The organism is Ensifer sp. ENS06, assembly GCF_014852205.1.
GTDB classification, from domain to species: domain Bacteria; phylum Pseudomonadota; class Alphaproteobacteria; order Rhizobiales; family Rhizobiaceae; genus Ensifer; species Ensifer adhaerens.
Window position 1 is genome coordinate 35107 of sequence record NZ_JACVBC010000023.1, and the last position, 23646, is coordinate 58752.

The following is a 23646-nucleotide window of genomic DNA, read 5'->3' on the forward strand; positions in this document are numbered from 1 at the left end:
AGGCCCTGCGTCCCCAGCAGACGCGCCAGCCACCGAGGGAAGCCGACGGCAGTTCGACGGCAGGTTCAGGGACGACACACTCGCGTGCAACAGTGAAGAATCCGTCCGCCACCAAGCAACGGCAGGCGATGGCAGCGTCGCTGTCCGCCTGGTGTTACAGATTTGCCTCCCGAACAATCTGCATTGCTTGGAAAGCAATTAAGGATATTCGAATTCAATTGACTTTAACCTGATCGAAATTCACTGAATCTACGTGGGGCGGAGACAGGAACGAAGATGGGGCGGCAACGGCTTCGGGGACTGCTTGCGACAGTGGCAATCCTCTGTCCAGGCGCAAGCATGGCAGAGCCGGTTCAAAGAACACCGCCCGTCGCCGGATCGGTGATTGCCCGCAAATCCGGTGAGGAAGTGCGCTTCGTCGACGTTTCGAGCTGGCGTTTCGTCGATCTCGCACAGGACCTTTTGTCCGGCGATATCCTGCGCACCAATGCGACCGGGGCGCTGGCGGTGCTTTTCTCCGACCACACCCAGATCCGGCTCGGCCGCAACACGGCGTTGCGCGTCAAACGCATGGGCACAGGCAGCGATACCAATCTCGAACTGCAGTCAGGCACGATCTGGGCACGGGCGGAGCGTGGCGGCCAGGGCCTGACGATCGACACGCCGGCGGCAACGGCTGCCATTCGCGGCACCGATTGGACACTGACGGTCGCCGGCAACACGACCTCGCTGACCGTGCTTGAAGGCGTGGTCGAACTCAGCAACGAACTTGGCAGCGTCACCGTGAAACAGGGCGAAGGCGCCGTTGCCGCCATCGGGAAAGCGCCGACCAAGATCGTGATCGTGACGCCGAAGGACCGCGAACAGATGCTCTTCCATCTGTCTTTACGCGACGCCTTCGCGCTCATGCCGTCAACCCCGCTTAAGGTGCGCGACATGCGCAATGAGCGCGAACGGATCGAAGCCCGGCCGGAAGCGTCGCGCTCGGCCGAAGACTGGCTGACACTCGCCGAAATCCAGCTGCGGTTCGACGGGCGAGCCCAGGCCACAGCCGCCCTTCAACAGGCCCGACGCCTCGGCCTCAATCGATCTCAAGCCGCGCGCGCCTATCTCGTCGAAGCGCTGATTGCCGGTTCTGAAAACCGCTACGGCAATGCGGCACAGCTGTTCGAAAAGGCAACCCCCGGGCTCGACGCCGACCGCCGCTCCGTCGCGGCCTTTGGCGGCTATTTCGCACGCGCTCTCGCCGACCCGGACCGGATCGAGCAGCCGCCGTCTCAGGCAACAGGTGCCTATGGCGCCTTCGCTGCGGCCTGGACCGCGGGCTTTCGCACCGATATCCGCGCAGCGATCGAAACGATCAAGAAGGCGGAAAGGCGATATCCGGACGATCCGTTCCTCCCAGCGGCCCGCGCGCAATTTGCAATGCTGCTCGACGATCGAGACGAAACGCGCGCCGGTATCGAAAAGGCGCTTGCGAACGATCCCAACGACCCGACCGCACTGGAATCGCGCGCCAAGTACCGCTTGCTCATTGAAAACGATCGAATAGGCGCGCTGGCGGATCTCGAGCGCGCTTTGGAAATCACGCCGGGCGACCCGTCGCTGTGGAACTGGGTGGGCCTGGCAAAAAGCGAGCGGGGCGACAATCGCGGCGCCGAGAGAGCATTCCAGAAGGCCGTGGAACTCGATCCGGCCGATCCGCTTTACCACGCCAACCTGGCCTATCAGTACCTCGATGAAATGCGGCTTGCGGAAGCAAAGCGCGAGATCGATACGGCACTCGCGATCGATCCTTCCTTCGACCTCGTGCTCGTCGCCCGCGGTCGGTACCATTTGCAGAACGGCAACCTGGACAAGGCGATCGACGACCTCTTGGCCGGTTCGACGGCCAACCCCGCCTATTCCAACGCGCAATTGCTGCTCTCGGCGGCGCATTATGAAAAGGGAGACCGCCTTCCGGCGGCACAGGCCCTCGACAATGCCGACCGGCTCGACCCGAACGACCCCGTCGTCGCGACCGTGCGGACCGCGATTGCGATCGACGAATACGATTCCGATGCGGCGATCCGCTATGCGCAGGATCTTATGCGGCGGACGCGGGCGCGCGGCGGCGAAAGTGCTCCGCTCGGCGCCAACCAGGATGCCGGATCGACGCTCAACGACGCCTTCCGCCTGCAAGGCCTGAACGCCTGGGGGCAATATTACGGCGATGTGGTCTTTGATCCGTTCACGGGATCGAGCTATGTCGACCAGGCGATCCGCGGCAGCGTCAACCCGCTGTTCAACACCTATGATTTCGATGGCAGCCCCGTCGTCAACACCGCCAATCCGCAGAGCTTCTCCGCCTTCTTCCAGGGGCTGCTGATCGAGCCGCACATGCTGGCAAGCCGCGAGCGCACGGCCAATCTCGTCCAACGGCCGTTCTTCGAGGCCGCGGTCGCAGGCGGCATCATCGCCGACAGCGACCATGAGGGCGGGATCGGCGAAGCGGAACTGCGCGGGCTGACGTTCTCGCCCTTCCCGATCAGCGTCTACGGCAATCTGCATTGGGAAAAGCCGCGCGATACGATCGATATCGGCAATGGCCTGGCGATCGAGCGTGAAGCACGCCTGCTTGGCGGCAATGGCTATGTGACGGCCTCCCCGACGCCGGATGACAGGGTCGTGGCCTATGCCAACTACGGCGATCTTGATGATAGACGCAGTATTTTCGATATCCCGGATCCCCGCGCGGCCCCTCTGAAGCTCGACGGGCTGAGCGACGACGATTCCTCGCGGCTACTCTCGGGCGTGGCGTGGAGCCATACCTTCGGATACCGCAACATCGCCAATGCCGCGTTTTTCTTCTCCGATCAGAATACCACGGAAAACGAGCGGATCCGGCTCACGGACCCGCGCTTTCCGGACCTTGCCACCAGCCGGAGCGAGGACAAGCAGAGAACATATATCGCCGCCATCAATCACCTTTACGGTGACGGCGATTTCACCTGGCGCTACGGCGTCGAAGGCGGTGTGGTAAAGTCATCGAGCGCGTTCGACATTTTTGACCCGCTGGGCGTCAGCACCGGCAGCAGCAATGCGCCCGTCATCGCGTCCGGTTCGACGTCCGCCACACAGACCGTCGCCAAGGCTTACATCGACACGATCTACGAAATCACGCCGGACCTGAAGACGGAAGGCGCCCTCTTTGCCCGCTATATCGAAGGCGTCAACGACGGCGATGTCAGGCTCGAACCGAAAATCGGCATCGCCTGGGCGCCGGCCGAAGGGCATTGGCTGCGGGCGGCAGCCATGCGCGATGGCCTCAACTTCGACGTCGCCACCCTTGCGCCGATCGGCATCGTCGGGCTGCAGCCGAACCAGCTGCGCTTCGGCGCCGAAGGCTATGCCGATACGCTGGCACTGCGTTGGGACGCGGAGTGGAACAGCTGGTTCTTCACCGCGCTCGACTACCAGCACCAGGAGGTGCGGCAACTCGCGCTCGACATTCCGCTTTCGACCACCAGCCTTGCGTATGCCAAGGTCGGGCTCGACCGGGTTGCGGCAACGGCGAACTTTGCCATCGGCCACGGCTTCGGCCTCTCCCTGACCGCGGCCCACACGGAAGCCGACGTTAAGGAACACACCGGCAGCCAGCCCGGCGAACTGCTGTTCGTGCCCGAAAACACCGGCCAAGCGGCGCTAACTTGGGTCAGCACGGCGAACGTCAAGACGACCGTTGCCGCCAACTATGTCGGTTCACGACCCGGCGGGTTAAAGACGCTCGATGACTTCTGGACGCTCGACGCCGCCTTGCAATGGGAACCGTTCGACAAGCAGATCGAGGTCGATCTGGCAGCCTTCAATCTGCTCGATGAAGATTTCGAGCTGGGCAATGGCCTGCCGGGTTGGGGACGAACGTTCAAAGGCACGATCAAAGTGCGGTTCTGATGGAGGAGCGCGTCGCCGTGCAGGCATCGAGCGGTCGGTCCGGACAATGGGACAGCCCCCGCTTCCTGCAACGGCGGTTAAAACTTCTTGCGCTTGCGGTTTTCGTCGCCATCGCGCTGTCGCTGGCGACCTTGACCAATGCCTGGCGGCTGAACGAGTTGCGCAGCTTCGACTACCTGTCGACCGTCGACGGCCCGCCGCTTCCTGAGGACAGCCCGATCATCGTCGCGATCGACGAACCGTCGATGGCCGAAATCGGGCGCCAATGGCCCTGGCCGCGCGCCCTGCATGCGCGCCTCATCGAGGCGCTGCGCAAGGCCGGCGCACGCGCCATCGGCATCGACGTGATTTTCGCTGAGCCTTCGGCCGATGCCGCCAACGACGAGGCGCTGGAAAAGGCGCTCGGCGCGGACGTGGTTCTTGCCGGAGACCAGACGCTGGTGGAGGCGCCGCAGGCCGACCAGTTCGTGCGCACCGAGCCGCTCGCCCGCTTCATCGCAAAGGGCGCCTGGACCGGGATCGCCTCCGTCAGCCTCAGCGGCGACGGAACCTTGCGCGCCGTTCCCGACTATCCGGACGGATTTGCCGCCGTGCTCGCGGCAATCGCCGGCGCAAAATCGCACGCACCGCCAAAGGACGCGCTGATCCAGGTCTTCGGACCGGCGCGGACCTATCCCACCGTCTCCTATTACCAGGCGCTCGATCCCGACAATTTCCTGCCAGAAGGCATGTTCGAGGACCGTGTCGTGCTCGTCGGTCTCAGTCTGCAAAATGCGCCATCGATCGCCGAGGGCGGGGCCGATGCCTTCACGACATCGGATACCGTACATTCGAACAAGCTCGTTTCCGGCGTTGAGATGCAGGCTACCATCTACGACAATCTGGCCCATGAGCTTTTCATTCAGCGCGCTGCAAGACCGTATGTGGTTGCCGCCATTGCGCTGGCCGCGATGCTTGCGGCCTTTTCGGTGCTGCGGACGACCGGCTGGCGCACGCTTGCCTATGGCGCCGTCGCCATCGGCCTGATCATCGCCGCCAGCTATGCCGCGATGCGTCTTGGCCACGTCTTTCTGTCGCCGCTTGGGCCTGGGCTTGCGTTCCTTGCCGTGACTGCCGGCCAGGCCGGGCTCGACTATGCGGAAGAACGCAAGAAGCGCCGCGAAATCACCCGCGCCTTCCAGCAGTACCTCTCCCCTGCCCTTGTCGAGCGCCTGGCGAAAGACCCGTCACACCTGAGGCTCGGCGGCGAACGGCGCACGCTGTCGATCCTCTTTTGCGACATCCGGGGCTTTACCACCATCGCCGAGGAAATGAAGGAGGATCCGGAGCGTTTGACGGCACTGGTCAACCGGCTGCTGACGCCGCTTTCAGAAGCTGTTCTCGAACAGGGCGGTACCATCGACAAATATATCGGCGACTGCCTGATGGCCTTCTGGAACGCGCCGCTCGACGACCCCGACCATGCCGTGCATGCAGTCGGGGCGGCGCTCGACATGCTTGCGCGGCTTGAACGGGTGAACCGGGAACTCGAAAGCGAGGCGAAACGGGAACGCCGACCGGCCCAAACCTTGAGGATCGGCATCGGCATCAACACCGGCGAATGCGTCGTCGGCAACATGGGCTCGCACCAGCGGTTCGACTATTCGGCCCTTGGCGACGCCGTCAATCTGGCCTCGCGCCTCGAAGGCGCATCGAAGGACTACGGCATCTCCCTGCTCCTCGGCGAGGAGACCGCGCGTCTCGTCGAAAAGACCTTCCCGATCGCCGAACTCGATCGCATCACCGTCAAGGGCCGCACCGCCGTGTCGCCGGTCTTCACCGTCGCCGTCGGCGCCAGGAAGGACGCGATCGAACGCCACCAGGCCTTCGTACAGGCCAAATATGACGGCACGCTTCGAGCTCATGACGCGGTGTTCGACCAGTTGAGGAGCGCCCTGCCGCCACTCGCGCGCTACTACGAAAGGGAGCGTTCCCGTCTCGATACGTCGCGACGGGAACCGAAGTGAGCAGCCACAACCGACCGCGTGGTCAGTGGAGCCCGCCGACGCCGAGCAGCCGCTCGACGGTATCGTGATCTCCCGCCAGCGCTTCCGGCGTTCCGGTCCAGGCGATCCGGCCGCGTTCGAGCACGATCACCCGGTCGGCAAAGTCGAGCGCGCTCTGAATGCGCTGTTCGACCAAGACGATCGTCATGTCGCCGGTCTTTGCCAGTTCGGCAAACGCCTTCATCAGCTCTTCGCAGATAACGGGCGCCAGGCCCTCCAGCGGTTCGTCGAGCAACAGGATCGACGGACGGCCGAGGATGGAGCGTGCCGTCGACAGCATCTGCTGTTCGCCCCCTGAGAGCTGGCTGCCGAGATTGCGCCGGCGCTCGAAGAGACGCGGGAACATGTCGTAGGCTTCCTGGATCGCACTTTTCGGGCGGTTCTTGAGGCCGACGAACAGGTTTTCCTCCACGGTCAGCGTCGGGAAGACGCAGCGCGCCTGCGGCACGAAGCCGAGCCCCTGCATGGCGCGCGCAGCACTTGGCAACACGGTCACGTCCGTCCCGCCCATGCGGATGCGCCCGTCATAACGTCGCGTCTGGCCGGCAAGCGTTGCAAGCAGGGTCGTCTTGCCCATGCCGTTGCGACCGAGCACGGCAAGCCGGGCACCTGCCGGAACGGCAAAGGACACGCCTTCGAGCACCCGCGTCGGCCCATAGCCGGCGGACAGGTTTTCCACCTCAAGCGGCGTGGCTGGCATTGGCATAGCTCCCCAGATAGGCTTCCCGCACGCGCGGATCCTTCGTCACGTCAGACGGCGAACCGTCGAAGATGATCGCGCCGGCGGCCAGCACGACGACGCGCTTGGCAAAGCGGAAGACGAGATCCATGTCGTGCTCAATCATCAAGACGGCGAGATCGGCTGGCAGGTCGGCCAGTGCCTGCTCGATCCGGCCGGTGTCGCTCTGCGGCACGCCGGCGGCGGGCTCGTCGAGCAGCAGCACCCGCGGCTTCAGCGCCAGCGCAACGGCGATTTCCAGCAAGCGTTGCTGACCGTAGGCGATCTCGCTCACCTTGCGGTGCATCAGTTCCCGAAGCCCGAGCTTGCCGAGAAGGTCTGCCACCTCGGCCATGACGTCCGGCATGCCCAGAAAATTGCCGAACAGACGACCGGCGCGGCCAGTGCGTTGCAGGACAGCGAGCGCAACATGTTCGGAAGGTGTCATATCGGCAAAGAGCCGCGTCACCTGAAACGAGCGAACGAGTCCCCTTCGCACCCGACCGATGGCGTCGATACCGGTCACCACCTCGCCACCGATACGCACCTCGCCGGAATCCGGCTTGAGATTGCCGGTCACGAGATTGACGAACGTCGTCTTGCCGGCGCCGTTCGGCCCAATCAGCGCGACCCGGTCGCCCGGCGCCATGCTGAGGCTGACGTCATTGGTGACCGCGAGCCCACCGAAGGCGCGCTTCAAGTTGCGGACTTCGAAGATCGGCTGCATCACTGTGCCTCCTTGCGGCGGGCAAAGAACGCAGCCGCGGTGCCATAGATGCCCTTCGGCGCGAAAAGCACGACGGCGATCAACAGCGCGCCCACCATCGTCAGCCAGTGGAAGGGATTGGCCGCCGAGACCACGTCCTCGAAAAACATGAAGACGACAGTGCCCGTGAGCGCACCGAACAACGAGCCCGTACCCCCGAGCACCAGCATGACGAGGCTTTCGGCAGACATCGTAAAGGAGAGGCTGTCGAGCCCGACGACCTGGGTGGAGATCGCATTCAGCGCGCCGCCGACGCCGGCAACGGCACCGGAGATGACATACATTTTCGTGAGCGCGAACTTCGGCGACGCCCCCATCGAGCGGATGCGGACAGGGTCTTCCTTGATGCCGCGGCACAACATGCCGAAGGGCGAGCGCACGATCAATCGCAGCACGACGAAGACGATGGCAAGCAGCGCCACGCCGAAGACATAGGCCGTGCGGCCCCAGAGATCGAACTCGTAGAGTCCGAGAAGTGCCGTCGGCGCAATGCCGGAGAGCCCGTCGCTGCCACCGGTCCAGGAGGAGGCCTTGTTGGCGAACTCGTGGAAGAGATGGATGAGCGCGATCGACAGCACCAGTTGCGGCAGCCCGTGCGCACGCAGGATGACGACCCCGCAGATAAGTCCCGCCACCGCCCCGGCAACAATGCCGAAGGCCAGCATCGCCAGCGGATCGTTGATGCCGTAATGCGCCGAGGCGATGCCCGCGGCATAGGCGCCGGCGCCGAAGAGCGCCGCGTGCCCGAGCGTCGCGACACCGCAATAGCCGGTGACGAGATCGAGCGACAGCACCAACAGAGCGGCTGCGATGATCCGGGTCAGAAGAGCCAGATTGTTGGGAAAGAGGAAGTAGCCGACCACCGCGACCAGCAGGATAACGGCCAGACCTATGAGGTCCCCACCGCCAAACCGTCGGCGCACCGGAGCGGTCGCGATCAAGTCGTTCGTCGTCGTCATGGTCATCCCTTGGCCCTCCCGGCGAGCCCGCGCGGGAACACGCAGATGATCGCGATCACGGCCAGATAGAAGAAGAATTCACCGAATTCCGGCATGAGATAACGGCCGGTCGTATCGATCGCGCCGAGCAGCAGGCAGGCAACGAGCGCGCCCGGGATAGACCCGGCGCCGCCGACGGAGACGACGACCAGGAACGTCACCATGTGACGCAACGCGTAATAGGGTTCGACCGGAAGAAGTTCCGCCCCCACCACGCCGCCGAAGGCGGCAAGTCCGACGGCAACCGCAAAGCTCACCGCATAGACGATTTCCGTGCGCACACCGAGGGCGGCCGCCATTGCCGCGTTGTCAACCGAGGCCCGCAGCTTGACGCCGAAGGCGGTCTTTTCGATCGCGTACCAGAGACCGGCTGCAACCACGAGGCCGCAGACGATCGCAAAGATGCGATGGGTGGCGATTGCCCGGAAGCCGAGGTCGACGGATCCCTGCAATTCGCCAGGCAGCGGCACCGTCTTCAGCGTCGGGCCGAAGACATAGTTGGCGATGCCGATGATGCAGAATGTGATACCAATGGTCATCAGCACCTGGGTCAGTTCCGGTGCGCCGTAGATCCGCCTATAGAGCAGCCGCTCGATCGGCACGGCGATGATGATGGTGCCGAAGATCGCGAGCAGCACGGCAAAGCCGTAGGCAAGACCCAAATCGCGCGCTGCATAGGAGGCGATGTAACCGCCGATCATGGCAAAGGCGCCATGCGCCAGGTTGACCACGCGCATCAGGCCCATGGTGACCGAAAGGCCGATGGAGATGACGAAGAGCACCATGCCATAGGCAAGGGCGTCGATCGCAATGCTGAGGACGGTTTGCATGGGGCTATCCGTTGCCCTTTCTTCCAAATTTGGCTGCGCCGGATTCGGTGCGCACTATGCGCGGAGCGGCAGTCAGGCGCCAGCATTCGCGGCGCCGCAGGCGCGCCGGTCGCTCAAAAGCAACCGGTCAACGCATCATCAGTGTCGGTGGGCGCTCAGCACCCGCCCAAGTCGACTACTTCAGCGCAGCGAGACCGGGGTCGTCCTGCTTCTCGAAGGTCTGGATTTCCTTGTTGTAATAGGTGCCGTCATCGGCCTTGGCGACCTCGCGCAGATAGATGTTCTGGGTGATGTGACGCGATTCCGGATCGATCGTCACCGGACCACGCGGGCTGACCCAAGAGAGGCCTTTCACGGCTTCCACGGCCTTGGCCGCATCCTGCTCGCCGCCGGTCGCCTCGATCATCTTGTAAATCACATGCATGCCGTCATAGGCTCCGACCGAGGGGAACGAGAGTTCCGCCGGGTTGCCGATCGCCTTGCTCGCCGCTTCGACAAAGGCCTTGTTCTCCGGCGAGTCGTGCGAGACGGCGTAGTGGAAGGTCGTCTGAATGCCGAGCGCCGCCTCACCGAGAGCAGGCAAATCGGATTCCTGCGTGAGGTCGCCGGGCGCAAAGAACTTGATGCCGCCGTCCTTCAGGCCGTTTTCCTTGAAGGCCTTGACGAAGCCGAGCGTCGTCGGGCCGGACGGCAGGAAGGCGAAGACGCCTTCCGCGCCCGAATCCTTGATGCGCTGCATGATTGGGGAAAAGTCGTTGGTCGCAAGCGGCATGCGGATCGCTTCGACCACCTGGCCGCCGGCCGCTTCGAAACCCGTCTTGAAGGCGTTCTCGGCGTCCACGCCCGGGCCGTAGTCGCTGACGACGGAGATCACCTTGGAAACACCCGCGTCCTTGGCAACCTTGGCGATCGGCGTCGAGGTCTGCCAGGTGGTGAACGAGGTGCGCACGACGAGCGGGCTTTTGGTGACGATCGCCGAGGTCGCCGCGTTCATGATGACGAGCGGCACATTCGCCTGGGTGAGCAGCGGCGTGACCGCCATGGCATCCGGGGTGAAGTAGAAGCCGGCGAGGTACTGCACGCCTTCCTTGACCACCAGTTCCTGGGCCAGCGCCTTTGACTGGGCGGGATCGGCCTGCGGCACGTCGCGGTAGATGATCTCGATATCGTCGTCGCCGACCTTGCTGCCGTTCAGCGCCATATAGGCGTCGATGCCAGCCTTGAAGTTCTTGCCCTGCAGCGCGAAGGGGCCGGAGAACGGTCCGACGACACCGATCTTGATCGTGTCGGCATAGGCAGCACTGCTCATTGCCAAAGCCGCAACCGCAGCCAGAATCATCCGCTTCATATTTCCTCCCTGAGATGCCGGCCACTCCCGAGCCCGCATCCTCGTCGCAAACGACTGTCGATTTGATGGTTGTCAGCTTGCCATGCCAAACGGTGATGTAAAAATGAAATATGGGGTGCCAATCATAATTTAGGGGTTATGTTTTGACACAGGCAGCGCGCCTCGGCCAGCCGAGTGCACCGAAATCCCCAGCCCATGACACGCACCTTCCAGTGTCGCGCCAGCCCACTGCGATCAACAGGGGAGCAGCAAACGACACGGTGGCGGCGCAATCGCGGGTTCGGGGCGTATCGCCGCCGCTAACCTAGATCGGCGGCAGATTTTCCGGCTGCGCCATGTCGATGAAGACCTGAACGCGTTTGGCTCGCAGCTTGCCGGGCTTGTACTTCTTCAGCCACTCGCCAGTTTCATCGAGGAACAGACTGGCTGCGGCTCCCTCGGATGTCCCCACGCGCGCCGCCTTGTCCCGGTCGGCCTTCTTCTTTGCTGTCGCCTCCCGGACAGAGCGGAAATAATAGTGGTTGAACAGCCGATTGAACTCCGTGAAGTAGATGTCGGCCGCGCGCCGATCGCCACGGATGAGCAGCATGTTCTCGTCGTTGTCGTTGGTCGACGCGTCCGAGAAGTTCGCCGAACCGGTGACGACCATTGGATCCGCGCCAAGGGGATCGGCGAGCAGAAACTTGGAATGCACATAGGCGACGTGATTGTTGAGCCCGAGCGCTCGCGCATTGGTTTCCCGCGCCCACTGATAGACCGGATCGCGCAGATAGGATCCCCAGGCCTGATAGACGTTCTGTCGCGCCGTCAGCGGAATGAACGGCTTCTTCGCCTTGGCCTTAGGCTGGTCGCGCTTTTCCAGGAGGAGGAAGAGCACCGGATGCACGCCGGACTGGGCACTATTGTCGAGAAACGCCTGCTTGAAGCGATCGTTGATCCCGAAGGCGAGTGTCACGCCGCCATAGGACCGCGCCTCGTCCAGCGCCCTCACATACATATCCAGAACGGCGCTTCCGGCACGCGGACTGAAGATCGAGGTCACGCCGCTTGAAACATCCGCGGGCGCATGCGGCACCTCGGCAAGGTCAGAGACCGCCTTGCGAAAGGCTTTTCGCTTTGACCTGCTCGCGGCAGGATTGTCGGTTTTTGCCGCACCAGGGTCGCCGGCAAGCAGTGTCCAGTATGTTTCAAATGCCTTGGCGAGATCGGCGTCGCGGACCCAATGCCCGACATTGGTCTGGCCATGCACGCCGCCCATCGACAGGTTCGTCGAGCCTGTCCAAACCTGCGCCTTTCGGCCCGGATCCTTGGGGAGCAGCACCATGAACTTGTTGTGCTGTATGTCGGCGGGATTGTTCTCCCGCCACCGCGCGATCGCCGCCTTCGAAAGCCCTACGGTGCGGACGATTTCCTTGTTCTCCTCGCGCGGAAAGCTCTCGTGGAACTTGCCCTTCTTGTCGGTATAGGCATTTTCCTTCGCGTCGAGCACGAGCCTCACGACGACGCCGCGCTCGAAGGCGGCCTTCAGCCTTTCCACGACGGGGCGATATCTGAATTCATAGAAGCAGCCGAGCAGCGTGTCCCCCGCTTCCGCCTGGTCGATGAAACGCAGCAGTGCTTCGTCAAGGTCCCGGCTCAGCCACTGCAGCGCCTCGAGCGTCTTTTCCGGCGTTTCCAGCTTGTCCGGCGGCTTGTTTCCGAAACGGCGTCGGTAGGCCTGGCTGCTCGCGACACCGCGGTTGAAGAAAACGTCGTGCGTCTCCTCACTGAAGAGCGGTTCGGTTTTGATACCGATTCTGATGGCAGGTGCTGACCGGTCGATGTTCTTCGCCATACCCGTCAGCGGATGGAAGTAATAGTCGTAACGCCGACCGGGCTTGGCCGTGAAGTCATCCCAGACGAAACTCTGAACGGGATGGTCGTAGGTCAGAACGACGGTATCCTCATTGGGATGGGAGATCACCGTTTCGAAGACCTTGAAGCCGTACATGTAGTACCGCTCGCCTTCCGTTGGATCATGCCGCTCGACCGCAAAACCGAGAAGCCCCGCGGTGTCGGCGTTGCGATAGTCTATCGCGAACGAAACCGTATTGACCCCCGACACGGCGAAGACCTTGTACCCGCCAACCGCATCCGAAACGAAATGCATGCCGTCCTCCCGCGCGTGGTTGCGACATGCATACTCGCTCAACTTCGAGGAATTACAACAGCGACAACTAAAAAGGAGCTTGATCGGCGAACTCCCGCGCCGCTGCGCAGTGGCAGCGGCTCCGGCTCGAAAACACCGCCACACTTGTTACTCCCGCCGATCCTCTTGCGGTGTCAAGCTGCTCAGGACTGCAAGGCATCGGCCTTGCGTTGAGAAGCTTTGCTGAAACGAGGAGACACAGCACCATGACCCAGACGATCGAGAAACGCGAGAACGGACGCGCGGACGCCCAGTCGACGATGCAGAAGCCGCCGGTGGTTTCGGCACAGGCATGGGAAGCGGCCCGGCAGGAAATGCTGGTAAAGGAAAAGGCGCACACCCGCGCCCGCGATGCGTTGGCCGCCGAGCGTCGGCGGATGCCCTGGACGGCCGTGACCAAGAACTACGTGTTCGAGGGCCCCGACGGCAAGGCGAGCCTGCTTGACCTCTTTGCCGGCCGGCGCCAGTTGATCGTCTACCGCGCCTTCTACGAACCGGGCGTGCATGGCTGGCCCGATCACGGCTGCCGGGGCTGCTCGATGGTCGCCGATCAGGTTGCGCATCTGTCGCACCTTAACGCCCGTGACACGACCCTGGTCTTTGCCTCGCGCGCCCCGCAGGCGGATATTGCCAGGCTGAAGGCACGGATGGGCTGGACCATGCCCTGGTACACCATCACCGACAGCTTCGATGCTGATTTCGACGTGGGCGAGTGGCACGGCCACAATGTCTTCTTCCGCGACGGCGAAGAGCTGTTTCGCACCTACCTCGTCAACAGCCGCGGCGACGAACAGATGGGTAGCACCTGGAACTATCTCGACATCACCCCGCTCGGCCGACAGGAAGTGTGGGAGGATTCGCCGGCCGGATATCCGCAGACCCCGACCTACAAGTGGTGGAACTGGAACGACAGCTACGTCGAAGGCGCTGCCCCCGACAAAAGATGGGTCGAAGTATCGGATGCCGGCGAGGCCGCGATGCGCGCCTCCGACACGAGCGCGAAGCCATGAGCATCGGCGCCCGCTCCGGTGAGCGCGACGGGCGGGCGCCCTCCCTCGCCCGTTTGGTAGCTGCGGGGTTGGCGCTTGCCGCCGCCCCCACCTTCGCCCTGATGGCGGTTCTTTCCAACATGGGAACCGCCGGGGCCGATCCGATGCTGTGTAGCGGCGCCGGACAAACTGTGATCGGCGGGATGACCGCCATGTATCTGCTGATGGGCGCCTTTCACCTTCAGCCCTGGCTGAAACTGATCGACATCAGAAAGGGCTGAGGGATCGGCCTCGCCCCCGGCGCCTGTCAGTTGCGGGCGTCGGGAGCTGAAAAATCATCCGGCGACATGCTATTGTCGCACGGCACGCAAAAGATGTGGAAACGCCGATGGGCATATGTCCCTGAAATCGGCGAGTGGGCATGCTGTCGAGTCGGAGAAGCAAGTGACTTCTCAGCTTGAAGTACGGAACGGTTCCACTAGGTAGATTTGGCAAGATCTCCGGCCCTTGCATCGGCAGGAGAAATCAGTCGCTTTCCACCTGTGGCCGGATCCGTTCGGAAAATACAGCGAATCAGGAAGTTGACCTTGAGTGTTGCCGCCTCTCAACCGAACCCGACACGTTTCAAGAGCCGCCCGTTGCCTTTGGCGGGCGCCCTGCTGCTTTTCGTTATAGCCGCTGCGGCATCGCTCTACTATTTGAGTGGAGCGAAAGAGCCTTCGTCGGAGATCGCAGCGATTGCCCCGGCTGTGACCGGCGCTGAAGTCGACGCCGCGATGATGCAGTCGCCGAATTTCCAGATCCTGTTCAGTGACGGCGATCGCGGGCTGATGGTCTACGAGGGTTACGTCTATGTCGTGCGACTCGGCGACAAATTGCCGAATGGCCGCCGCATGATCGGATTCCAAAAACGGGACGGAAACTGGGCTGCGGTGACGCTTTGACAGCTTTCACCGCCTCCGAATTGTGGATGTTAACGCTTTGTTAACGCTCGCTTGCAAGGCACGGGGAACCCCCATTTAGCCACGGTTGCTACCCAGGGCGAACTGGCGCAACTCTTTGTTAAAGAGTCGTGAATCAGTGCTTTGGATGGTGCAGAATGATTAACAAGAAGCTACAGGATGAGCTGGTCGAGCTCGACGAAAGCCCTGCGTTCGAAGGCCGTTCTGTCATGAGCGAGCGCGCAGTCCAGGGAATTCCTCTCGCGATCGAAGCGGTGATCGGGCGCGCCAAGCTGACGGTGTCGCAGATCTCGAAACTCCATCAGGACGACACGATCCATCTCGATCGCAACTTCGGCGAACCGGTGGAACTCAAGGTCAACGGCATGGTGATCGGCCGCGGCGAAATCGTCTTCGACGAAGCCACCAACGCCATCGGCATCAAGATCATCGAAATCTCCCCGATCGGCGCCCAATAGGCTCCGACGCGTAAGGCCGCCGTCGTCAGCGGAACTTGGCTTCCACAGCCAGCAAGGCTATGTCGATAGTTCAACGACACGATCCGGTACGGGAGGAGCCTCATATGCTGATCGATGGAAAAGTCTTTATCGTTATCGGTGGCGGTTCGGGTCTGGGTGCGGCCGTCGCGCGGCAGCTGCATGGCGAGGGTGCCCGCGTGGTTCTCGCCGACGTCAACGCCGCAGCCGGCCAGCAGATGGCCGAGGAGCTTGGCGGCAACGCGCTCTTCCAGAAGACGGATGTCACCAGTGAGGCCGATGGCGCCGCCGCAGTAGCAGCGGCTCTCGATCGCTTCGGACATCTGCACGGCCTGGTGAACTGCGCCGGCATCGCGCCGGGGGAAAAGGTGCTCGGGCGCGACGGTCCGCACCGGCTTGAAAGCTTTTCGCGCGCGGTCGCGATCAACCTCATCGGCACCTTCAACATGCTGCGGCTCGCCTCAGAGGCGATCCAGCGGGAAGAGCCCGGCGAGGATGGTGAGCGCGGGGTGATCGTCAATACCGCATCGGTCGCCGCCTTCGATGGCCAGATCGGCCAGGCGGCCTATGCCGCTTCCAAGGGCGGCGTCGTCTCGATGACCCTGCCGATTGCGCGCGAACTCGCGCGCCACGGCATTCGCGTCGTCGCCATTGCGCCGGGCATCTTCGAAACACCGATGATGGCCGGCATGCCGCAGGAAGTGCAGGATTCGCTCGGCAAGAGCGTGCCCTTCCCGCAGCGCCTTGGCAAACCGGACGAATTCGCGGCACTCGTGCAGCACATCTGCGAAAACCGCATGCTGAACGGCGAAGTCATCCGCCTCGACGGCGCCCTGCGCATGGGCGCGCGCTGACAGTATCGGAGCTGGTGGCGCCCGACGACCGGGCGCGTGCCAGAGCGTTCCTTTGGCACGATCAGGCGGCCCGGTCGGCCGACTTGACCACATAGGCACAACGTCGCGCGCCGGCCAGAATGTGCTCGGCGCGCTCGACCTCGACACCGGGCCCGAGCACCGCCCGAAACACGCTCAATTCTGCCCTGCAGAAGCCCTGGCAGTTGGTCGCGGCGGCACAGATCGGACAATGGTTCTCGACGAACAGCAGCGTGCCGTCGCCCGGATCCTCGCAGGCGGCCATATAGCCTTCCTGTGACCGCAATCGAACGAGCACGTCCACCCGTTCGCGCAGGCTCTCTTTCTCCACCATCGCCGCACGATAGTTCTGGCGCGTCTCGTCCTCACGCGCGGCGATCAGCCGGTCGATCGCGTCCTCGCCAAGCGTCTGCCGGATGGTGCGCAACAACTGGACGGTCAGCTCTGCATGCGTATCGGGAAACTCCGCGTGGCCGGCAGCCGTCAGCCCCCAGAACTGCGACGGACGACCGACGCCTTTTGCCTCGGACCACGACGTGGCCAGCCCCTCCTCGGCGAGACGCACCAACTGCTGGCGCACGGCCTCGCCGGTGATCGCCAGACGTTTGCCGAGCGCTGTCGCGGTCTGCGGTCCGTGTAGCTTGAGTTCAAGCATGATGCGCTCGCCCGGGGTGCGGCCGGCGCTTTGCTCTGGATTTAACAAGGGATCGCTTGACATATTCCCGCGCGCAGATTTACAAAGAATTGTCTTGCTAAATACACTCTCCTCCGTTCGCAGACAAGTGATCCGAGAGTGCCCCGCCCGCAAAGGATTTGACCATGGCCTTCGAACTTCCCGCCCTTCCCTACGCCGCCGCAGCACTTGCCGAAAACGGCATGAGCGCCGAGACGATCGAGTTTCACCACGGCAAGCATCACCAGGCCTATGTCACGGCGCTCAACGGCTTCGTCGAGAAGGACGCCTCGCTTGCAGGCCTGTCGCTGGAAGAGATCATTCGCCTCAGCCACGGCAAGGCGGAACTCGCCCCGGTCTTCAACAATGCCGGCCCTGGAACCACATCCTGTTCTGGAACAACCTTTCGCCGAAGGGCGGTCAGATCCCCGGCGTGCTCGATAAGAAGATCACCGAAGATTTCGGCAGCGTCGCTGCCTTCAAGGATGCCTTCAAGGCAGCCGCCACCGGCCAGTTCGGTTCGGGCTGGGCCTGGCTGGTGCTCGGCCAGGACGGCAAGCTGAAGGTGACGAAGACCGCCAATGGCTCCAACCCGGTTGCCACCAATGAAGGCAAGGCGCTGCTCGGCCTCGATGTCTGGGAGCACGCCTATTACATCGACTACCGCAATCGTCGCCCGGACTACGCGTCGAACTTCCTCGACAAGCTTGCCAACTATGAGTTTGCCGAAGCGGAACTCAAGTCCGCCTGACCGACTGAAGGCGGTGCGGGCTGGAAAGAGTTCGCGAGCCGATCGGTCGAAGAGTTGCAGCAGCCGCTCGCCCCCGCCTGAGCTCAGGCTTCTGCAAATCCCGTGGCGTCTCCCCGCCGCCACGGGCTATTTCATCTCGGAACGAGCCCCATGCGCCAGACACCTCCGCCCTCCCTCGCCATCGACGCCCATGCCGACCTGGCGGTGTCGAAACCGGAGTTCGCCGACACCCTGTCGCATCTCGCCGCCACCGTCTGCGTGGCGAGCGCCGGCAATGGCCCCGACAGTCTCGGCCGGACGGTGACGGCGACCTTCTCGCTCTCTGCCAACCCGCCGTCGATCGTCATTTCGATCAAGGCGGACAGTCCGCTTGCCGCGCTGATCGCCGCCGAGCGAGGGTTTTCGCTCGCCATGCTGGCTGAGGGCCAGGAGCTGATCGCAGATGCCTTTGCCGGCAAGATCGAAGCGTCGAAGCGCTATCTCGTCGGCATATGGGCTGAGTGGCCGAGCGGACGGCCAAGGCTGCTCGGCGCGGCTGCCACGCTCGACTGCCTGCTCAGCGCTTCGATCGAGGTGGGCGACCATATGCTGTTCGTGGGAACAATTGTCGCAACCCAGACGTCTGCTCATGCCGACCCCTTGATCTGGGGCCGCCGCCGGTATCAGTCTCTCGACAGGACGAGATCGCTGACGCTGGCGAGCAATGGGCATGCGCCCCTTACCCCAAGCAAGCCTGCGGCCTGAACCGGCGATCGCGGAGGAGGAAGCCATGCGGCAAGTGCTCGAAAAGCTCTTACAGGACGGAAAGGACGACGCCCTTTTGCGGTTCACGCTCGGCAGCATCTGCCTCCAGGAGGCGGACTTCGATACCGCCTTGGCCCATGTGGAGCGGGCGATCGCCTTCGACCCGGACTATTCGGCAGCATGGAAACTGCGTGGCGCAATCCTCCTCAAGCTGGGCCGCCACCAGGAGGCAATTCAGGTCTGGCGCGAAGGCCGTACGGTCGCCGAGCGGAAGGGCGATCTGCAGGCAGCAAAGGAAATCGGCGTCTTCCTGAAACGCCTGGAGCGGCAGTGTCTCGCCGCCAACGGGAACGAGTAGCCAGCCCTGAAAAAGGCCGGGCCCGGCGGATATACCGAGCCCGGAGATATCGCGAACGATCAGTTCACTTGAAGACCGAAGGCAGCCACAGCGACAGCGCCGGTATGTAGGTGACCGCCATCAGCACTGCGATGCTGGCGCCGAAGAACGGCCAGATCGTGCGCATCGCCTCGCGGATGGATATCCCGCCGACGGCGCAGCCGACGAAGAGTACGGTTCCGACCGGCGGCGTGTTGAGGCCGATGCCGGCATTGAGGATCATCACCACACCGAAATGCACCGGATCGATGCCGAAGGCCTTGACCACGGGCAACAGCACTGGCGTGCAGATGATCACCATCGGCGCCATGTCCATGAAGGTGCCGAGGATCAAAAGGATGATGTTGATGACGAGCAGCACGATGATCGGGTTTTCCGAGATCGCGCCGATCGCACTGATCATCAATGCCTGCACCTGAAGGAACGCCATCAGCCAGCCGAAGGACGCCGCCATGCCGATGACGAGCAGCACCATGGCCGTCGTGCGCACCGCCCCCATCACCGCCTCGACGAAGCCCGTCCAATCCAGCTCGCGATAAACAAGCATGGCGACGAGGAAGGCATAGAGCACGGCAATGCACGAGCTTTCCGTGGCGGTGAAGACGCCGGAGCGCACGCCGCCGAAGATGATGCCGATCAGCACGATGCCGGGGAACGAGGCGAGCAGATAGTAGAAGACCTTGGCAAAGCCCGGAAACGGTTCGGACGGATAGCCCCGGCGCCTGGCAACGACATAGGCCGTCACCATCAGCGCAAGCGCGAGCAAGAGCCCCGGGATGATGCCGGCGGTAAAGAGATCGGCAACCGAAACATTACCGCCGGCGGCGATCGAATAGAGGATCATGTTGTGCGACGGCGGAACCATCAGCGCGATAATCGCCGCATTGACGGTGACGTTGACGGCATAGTCGCGGTCGTAGCCGCGCTTGGCCATCTGCGGGATCATCAGACCGCCGACCGCAGAGGCGTCAGCCACCGCCGAGCCGGAGATGCCTCCGAAGAGCGTCGAGGCGACGATATTGACCTGGCCGAGGCCGCCGCGCAGGTGGCCGACGAGGCCGGCCGCAAACTGGATCAGCCGGTTGGCGATGCCGCCGCGCACCATCAGGTCACCGGCAAAGATGAAGAACGGGATCGCCATCATGGCAAAGACGTTCATGCCCGAATTCAGCTGCTGGAACACCACCACCGGCGGCAGGCCGAGATAGAGCACGGTCGCGAACGAAGCGATGCCGAGGCAGAAGGCGATCGGCGTGCCGATGAGCATCAGGAGGGTGAAGACCCCAAAGAGGATAGTGTAAGCCATTCAGGCCATCTCCTGCACGACGACATCGGCTGCGAGTTCGACGCCGAGAAACTGGTCGATAAATCGCTCCGCGGCAAAAAGGGCGATCATGGCGCCACCGACGATCAGCGGGAAAAAGTCGACGCCGCCGGGCCATCCGAGAACCGGAATGGTCGCCGTCCAGGTGCCGGCCGAAAGGAGCAGGCCGTAATAGGCCATCGCTAAGCCGAACACGACGATCAGCCCGAGGCTCGCCAGATCCATGGCAAGCTGCACCGACGGCTTCATCACGTGTCGGACGACATCGAGGCCGAGATGCACGCTTTCGCGTACGCCGACGGCGGCGCCGAGCATGATGAACCAGGCCATGAGATGAAGAGCCAAGGGCTCCGACCAGCTCGGAGAGTCGTTGAGCACGTAGCGGGCAAAGACCTGCCAGCCGACGATCAGGGTCATGGCGACCATGCCGATGCCGGCGATGTAGAGCGAAGCGCGGCTCAGCGCGCCTAGAAGCGGACGTATCGTCCGCATGAAACGACGCATGTTTCTTCCTCCTCCGCAAAGGCGATCCGGTAAACAGTTGAAAAGGCCGGCCCCGATCCCGGAGCCGGCCTCACCGCTGTCACTTGACCGCCTTTACCCTTTCGAGAAGGTCCTTCAGCTTCGGGTCGCTGACGAACTGGTCGTAGACCGGCCCCATGGCGGCTGCGAACTCCTCCTTGTTGACCTTGATCACGTTCGCACCGGCAGCGCGGACCTTCTCCTCGGAAGCCTTTTCGCGCGCGCTCCAAAGCTCGCGCATCTTGCCGACGCTGTCCTTGGCCGCTTGGCGAAGCAGCGTCTGATCCTCAGGCGAGAGCTTGTCCCAGCTCGTCTTGGAAATGACGAGGATTTCCGGATTGAGCGAATGTTCGGTCAGAGAATAGTTCTTGGCCACCTCGAAATGGCGGGCAGATTCGTAGGACGGCCAGTTGTTCTCGGCACCATCGACGACGCCCGTCTCGAGCGAGGAGTAGACCTCGCCCATCGGCATCGGCGTCGGGTTGGCGCCGAAGGCCTGCATCATCGCGATCCAGAGATCGGATTGCTGCACGCGGATCTTCAGGCCTTTCAGGTCAGCCAGTTTCTCGATCGGCTTCTTGGTCGTGTAGAAGGAGCGCGCGCCGCTATCGTAGAAAGCAAGGCCAATCAGGCCGTGTGGCTCGAAGGCTGCGAGGATTTCGTCGCCGATCGGGCCGTCGACGGTGTTGTGCATGTGTTCCGTCGAGCGGAACAGGAAAGGCATGCCGAGGACCATCGTCTCCTTGACGAGGTTGTTGAAGGGTGCTGCGTTGACGCGGTTCATGTCGATGACGCCGAAGCGGGTCTGTTCGATCGTGTCCTTCTCGCCGCCGAGAACGCCGTTGTTCATGACCTCGATCTTGATTCGGCCGTTGGTGCGCTCGGAGAGCAATTGCCCCATGTATTTGACCGCATCGACCGTCGGGTAGCCATCCGGATGGATGTCTGCCGAACGCAGGGTGATTTCCTGCGCCTGCGCCGCTGTGCCGGCAAACGCCAGCCCCATGGCGACGCAAAGCATGCTTGCAATTTTCTTCATGTTTTCCTCCTCCTCTAGTCGTGCTTCGGCCTCTCCCAAGACCGGGTTGCTGCCCATCCGGGCCGGCATGCGAAATCTCCATGTTGTGGGTTCCACGGGCGCCTCCCAGCACCCGCGGCAACTACACCGCGGCGAAGGCCGGCAGCTTGAACAGGCGTTCCGGGTTCTCGACGAGAGCCAGATGTCTGGCCCGTTCGTCCGGAAGCCAGCCGAGCACGAGGTCTGCCAGCCGTGCATCGTCGGGATAGTCTTCTGTCTTGCGGATCATGTTGTGCGGCCAGTTCGAACCCCATACGATGCGCTCTGGCGCATGCGCGGCGATCTTCCTGGAGACGGCTGCGACATCCCCATAGGGCCACCCGTCGCGCGAACTCTCGTAGACGCCGGCGAACTTGAACCAGACATTGTCGCGATCGATCAGCTTCAAGAGAGCCGCGATCTCCGGTCCATCCGGATCGACGCCGGCAAAGAACTTGCCGTGGTGATCGAGCACCCAGCGTGACCGGATGCGCGCCAGCCGCGGCAGATGGTCGAGCAGCCGGTTGCCGTCGAACTGCACGGCTATCATCCAATCTGCCGCATGTGCCCGCGCATCGACCGCTTCCAACGCATCGAGCCCCACCGCCCCTCCAGGCAGATCCATGATACGGGCACCGACAACGCCCGCGTCGCTGAGCGCGCCGATGTCCGCATCGGACGTGGTTTCGTCGATGACGGCGACGCCGCGCGCGACATCGCCCATCTCGGCCAGGCAGGCGAGCAGATTGGCGTTATCCTTCTGATGGGCGTTGCCCTGGGTGATGATCACCCGGTCGATGCCGAGCCAGTCCATGACCTGGCGGTAGGCGGCAGCATCCGGCAACGGCTGAACCGGCAAAGGCGGGCCGCCGGGAAGCGATGGATAACCCGGCAGATACATGTGCATCTGCGCGTCGACCGTGCCCGTCGGCAAGCGCGGTTCAGGCGGGCGGCCGGTGAGGGTTCGCTCGATCATTGCGCGCTCTCGGGCATCTTGAACCTGGCGAGCGCGTCACGGTCGATCTCGATGCCAAGGCCGGGCGCATCGGGGATGGCAACGACACCGTCGACCGCCTCGATCGGCGCCTTCAGCACCGCCTGTCGGAACGGATTTTCCGTCCGGTCGAACTCCAGGATCGGCTCGATCGGGGTGACCCGCACCGGATCCGGCGTCATCGCCGCCATGAACTGCAGCGCCGCAGCGATATGCACGCCCGTGCCCCAGACATGCGGCACGATGCGAACGCCGTGCAGCGTCGCAAGGCTCGTGATCTTCGCCATCTCGGAAAAGCCGCCGCAGCCACAGAGATCCGGCTGCAGGATGTCGACGGCACGGCTTTCGATCGCCGGCCACATGCCGTAGCGGCCATGCCAGGTCTCGCCGCCGGCAACCGGGATCGGCTGGCCGGCCCTGACCGCGCGATAGGCGGAAAGCTGTTCCGGCACGACCGGCTCCTCGAACCAGTCGATGTCGTAGTCGGCCGCCGCCTTGCCAAGCCGGATTGCCTCGGTGACGGTGTAGCCATGGTTGGCGTCAATCATCAGCCGCATCTCGTCGCCGATCGCCTCGCGCACGGCACGAATGACACGCAGGTCTTCGTCGATGCCGAAGCCGATCTTGATCTTGCAGGCATGGAAGCCTTGCGCCCGGCGCTCGGCCATCTCCAGCGCATTGTCGGAGACCCGGTCGACGCCATCGCGCTTGAAGCTGCCGGTCGCATAGGCGCGCACGCTCTCGCGCCAGCGCCCGCCAAGCAGCATGGAGACGGAGGCGCGATAATGTTTGCCCTTGATATCCCAGAGCGCGATATCGATGCCGGAAAGGGCGGTAATCGCAAGCCCGCGCTGCCCCTGATCGCGCAGCGCGTTGTAGAGGATCGCCCAGAGCTTTTCCGTCTGGCGCGGGTCCTGGCCGATCAGCCAGGGCGTGTACGCCGCAACCACCGCCGCATTCGGCCGCGCCGGGCCGAGGCACTCGCCCCAGCCGATCGTGCCGTCGTCGCACTCGATCTCGACCAGCACATGGGCGCGACGGTCAAAACGCATGGAGGCG

General features: G+C 63.2%; 21 protein-coding genes and 1 pseudogene. 10 read left to right on the forward strand and 12 right to left on the reverse strand.

What is annotated here, in order from left to right; all coding sequences use genetic code 11:
• Positions 1–276 precede the first annotated feature (276 nt).
• Together IB279_RS35445 and IB279_RS35450 are read left to right on the forward strand one after the other, a co-directional pair.
• Positions 277–3933: a FecR domain-containing protein gene (locus tag IB279_RS35445; protein WP_192341123.1), complete on the forward strand. Its 3657-nt coding sequence runs from the start codon at positions 277–279 to the stop codon at positions 3931–3933.
• The gene (locus tag IB279_RS35450; RefSeq protein WP_192341125.1) at positions 3933–5939 is read left to right on the forward strand and encodes a CHASE2 domain-containing protein; all 2007 of its coding nucleotides are present in this window, start codon (positions 3933–3935) and stop codon (positions 5937–5939) included. Before IB279_RS35445 ends, IB279_RS35450 begins: the two co-directional genes overlap by 1 nt.
• Before the next feature lie 22 nt (positions 5940–5961).
• Here the strand turns inward: IB279_RS35450 and IB279_RS35455 are convergent, their stop codons facing one another.
• The 6 genes from IB279_RS35455 to IB279_RS35480 form a co-directional block, all read right to left on the reverse strand.
• On the reverse strand, positions 5962–6678 hold the full coding sequence (locus IB279_RS35455; protein ID WP_060520536.1) for an ABC transporter ATP-binding protein: 717 nt from the start codon (positions 6676–6678) through the stop codon (positions 5962–5964).
• Positions 6659–7423 (reverse strand): ABC transporter ATP-binding protein, encoded by a 765-nt coding sequence (locus IB279_RS35460; RefSeq protein WP_060529554.1) that lies wholly within the window; start codon positions 7421–7423, stop codon positions 6659–6661. Before IB279_RS35460 ends, IB279_RS35455 begins: the two co-directional genes overlap by 20 nt.
• The gene (locus IB279_RS35465; protein ID WP_089046005.1) at positions 7423–8427 is read right to left on the reverse strand and encodes a branched-chain amino acid ABC transporter permease; all 1005 of its coding nucleotides are present in this window, start codon (positions 8425–8427) and stop codon (positions 7423–7425) included. Before IB279_RS35465 ends, IB279_RS35460 begins: the two co-directional genes overlap by 1 nt.
• The gene (locus IB279_RS35470; RefSeq protein WP_192341127.1) at positions 8424–9290 is read right to left on the reverse strand and encodes a branched-chain amino acid ABC transporter permease; all 867 of its coding nucleotides are present in this window, start codon (positions 9288–9290) and stop codon (positions 8424–8426) included. The genes IB279_RS35465 and IB279_RS35470 overlap by 4 nt, the downstream gene beginning before the upstream one ends.
• Positions 9291–9465: 175 nt before the next feature.
• Positions 9466–10638: an ABC transporter substrate-binding protein gene (locus IB279_RS35475; protein WP_192341129.1), complete on the reverse strand. Its 1173-nt coding sequence runs from the start codon at positions 10636–10638 to the stop codon at positions 9466–9468.
• Positions 10639–10942: 304 nt separating this feature from the next.
• On the reverse strand, positions 10943–12787 hold the full coding sequence (locus tag IB279_RS35480) for a phospholipase D-like domain-containing protein (protein WP_192341131.1): 1845 nt from the start codon (positions 12785–12787) through the stop codon (positions 10943–10945).
• Between the two features lie 245 nt (positions 12788–13032).
• Between IB279_RS35480 and IB279_RS35485 the strand changes: the two genes are divergently transcribed.
• From IB279_RS35485 to IB279_RS35505, 5 genes are all read left to right on the forward strand, one after another.
• Positions 13033–13836, forward strand: a complete 804-nt coding sequence (locus IB279_RS35485) for a DUF899 domain-containing protein (protein WP_060644759.1) — start codon at positions 13033–13035, stop codon at positions 13834–13836.
• Entirely contained in the window at positions 13833–14096 is a 264-nt protein-coding gene (locus IB279_RS35490; protein ID WP_034800066.1) for a hypothetical protein, read from the forward strand. Before IB279_RS35485 ends, IB279_RS35490 begins: the two co-directional genes overlap by 4 nt.
• A 306-nt stretch (positions 14097–14402) precedes the next feature.
• Positions 14403–14759, forward strand: coding sequence for a hypothetical protein (locus tag IB279_RS35495; protein ID WP_127890830.1), 357 nt, complete (start codon positions 14403–14405; stop codon positions 14757–14759).
• Positions 14760–14914: 155 nt separating this feature from the next.
• Entirely contained in the window at positions 14915–15235 is a 321-nt protein-coding gene (locus tag IB279_RS35500; protein WP_051659531.1) for a FliM/FliN family flagellar motor switch protein, read from the forward strand.
• 104 nt (positions 15236–15339) lie between these two features.
• Positions 15340–16107: a 3-hydroxyacyl-CoA dehydrogenase gene (locus tag IB279_RS35505; protein WP_192341134.1), complete on the forward strand. Its 768-nt coding sequence runs from the start codon at positions 15340–15342 to the stop codon at positions 16105–16107.
• A 61-nt stretch (positions 16108–16168) separates the two neighbouring features.
• On the opposite strand, the gene IB279_RS35510 is transcribed toward IB279_RS35505, so the two are convergent.
• On the reverse strand, positions 16169–16780 hold the full coding sequence (locus tag IB279_RS35510) for a metalloregulator ArsR/SmtB family transcription factor (protein ID WP_210338777.1): 612 nt from the start codon (positions 16778–16780) through the stop codon (positions 16169–16171).
• A 164-nt stretch (positions 16781–16944) separates the two neighbouring features.
• On the opposite strand from IB279_RS35510, the pseudogene IB279_RS35515 reads away from it, so the two are divergent.
• The 3 genes and pseudogenes from IB279_RS35515 to IB279_RS35525 all read left to right on the forward strand — a co-directional run bounded on the left by IB279_RS35515 (position 16945) and on the right by IB279_RS35525 (position 18651).
• Positions 16945–17549 (forward strand): annotated as a pseudogene (locus IB279_RS35515) (superoxide dismutase).
• 150 nt (positions 17550–17699) lie between these two features.
• Positions 17700–18293 carry a flavin reductase family protein gene (locus IB279_RS35520; protein ID WP_063979538.1) on the forward strand — a complete coding sequence of 198 codons (594 nt, stop codon included), beginning with the start codon at positions 17700–17702 and terminating at the stop codon, positions 18291–18293.
• 25 nt (positions 18294–18318) lie between these two features.
• Entirely contained in the window at positions 18319–18651 is a 333-nt protein-coding gene (locus IB279_RS35525; RefSeq protein ID WP_034800062.1) for a tetratricopeptide repeat protein, read from the forward strand.
• A 64-nt stretch (positions 18652–18715) separates the two neighbouring features.
• Here IB279_RS35525 and IB279_RS35530 read toward each other — a convergent pair whose 3' ends face one another.
• From IB279_RS35530 to IB279_RS35550, 5 genes are all read right to left on the reverse strand, one after another.
• Positions 18716–19996: a TRAP transporter large permease gene (locus tag IB279_RS35530; RefSeq protein ID WP_034800061.1), complete on the reverse strand. Its 1281-nt coding sequence runs from the start codon at positions 19994–19996 to the stop codon at positions 18716–18718.
• Entirely contained in the window at positions 19997–20518 is a 522-nt protein-coding gene (locus IB279_RS35535) for a TRAP transporter small permease (RefSeq protein WP_060520510.1), read from the reverse strand.
• 79 nt (positions 20519–20597) lie between these two features.
• A complete protein-coding gene (locus IB279_RS35540) occupies positions 20598–21575 on the reverse strand; it encodes a TRAP transporter substrate-binding protein (RefSeq protein WP_060520509.1) in 978 nt (325 codons plus the stop codon).
• A 121-nt stretch (positions 21576–21696) separates the two neighbouring features.
• Positions 21697–22569: an amidohydrolase family protein gene (locus IB279_RS35545; protein WP_246802264.1), complete on the reverse strand. Its 873-nt coding sequence runs from the start codon at positions 22567–22569 to the stop codon at positions 21697–21699.
• The coding region (locus IB279_RS35550) for a mandelate racemase/muconate lactonizing enzyme family protein (protein WP_192341138.1) at positions 22566–23646 on the reverse strand (1081 nt) is incomplete at its 5' end. The genes IB279_RS35545 and IB279_RS35550, both read right to left, overlap by 4 nt.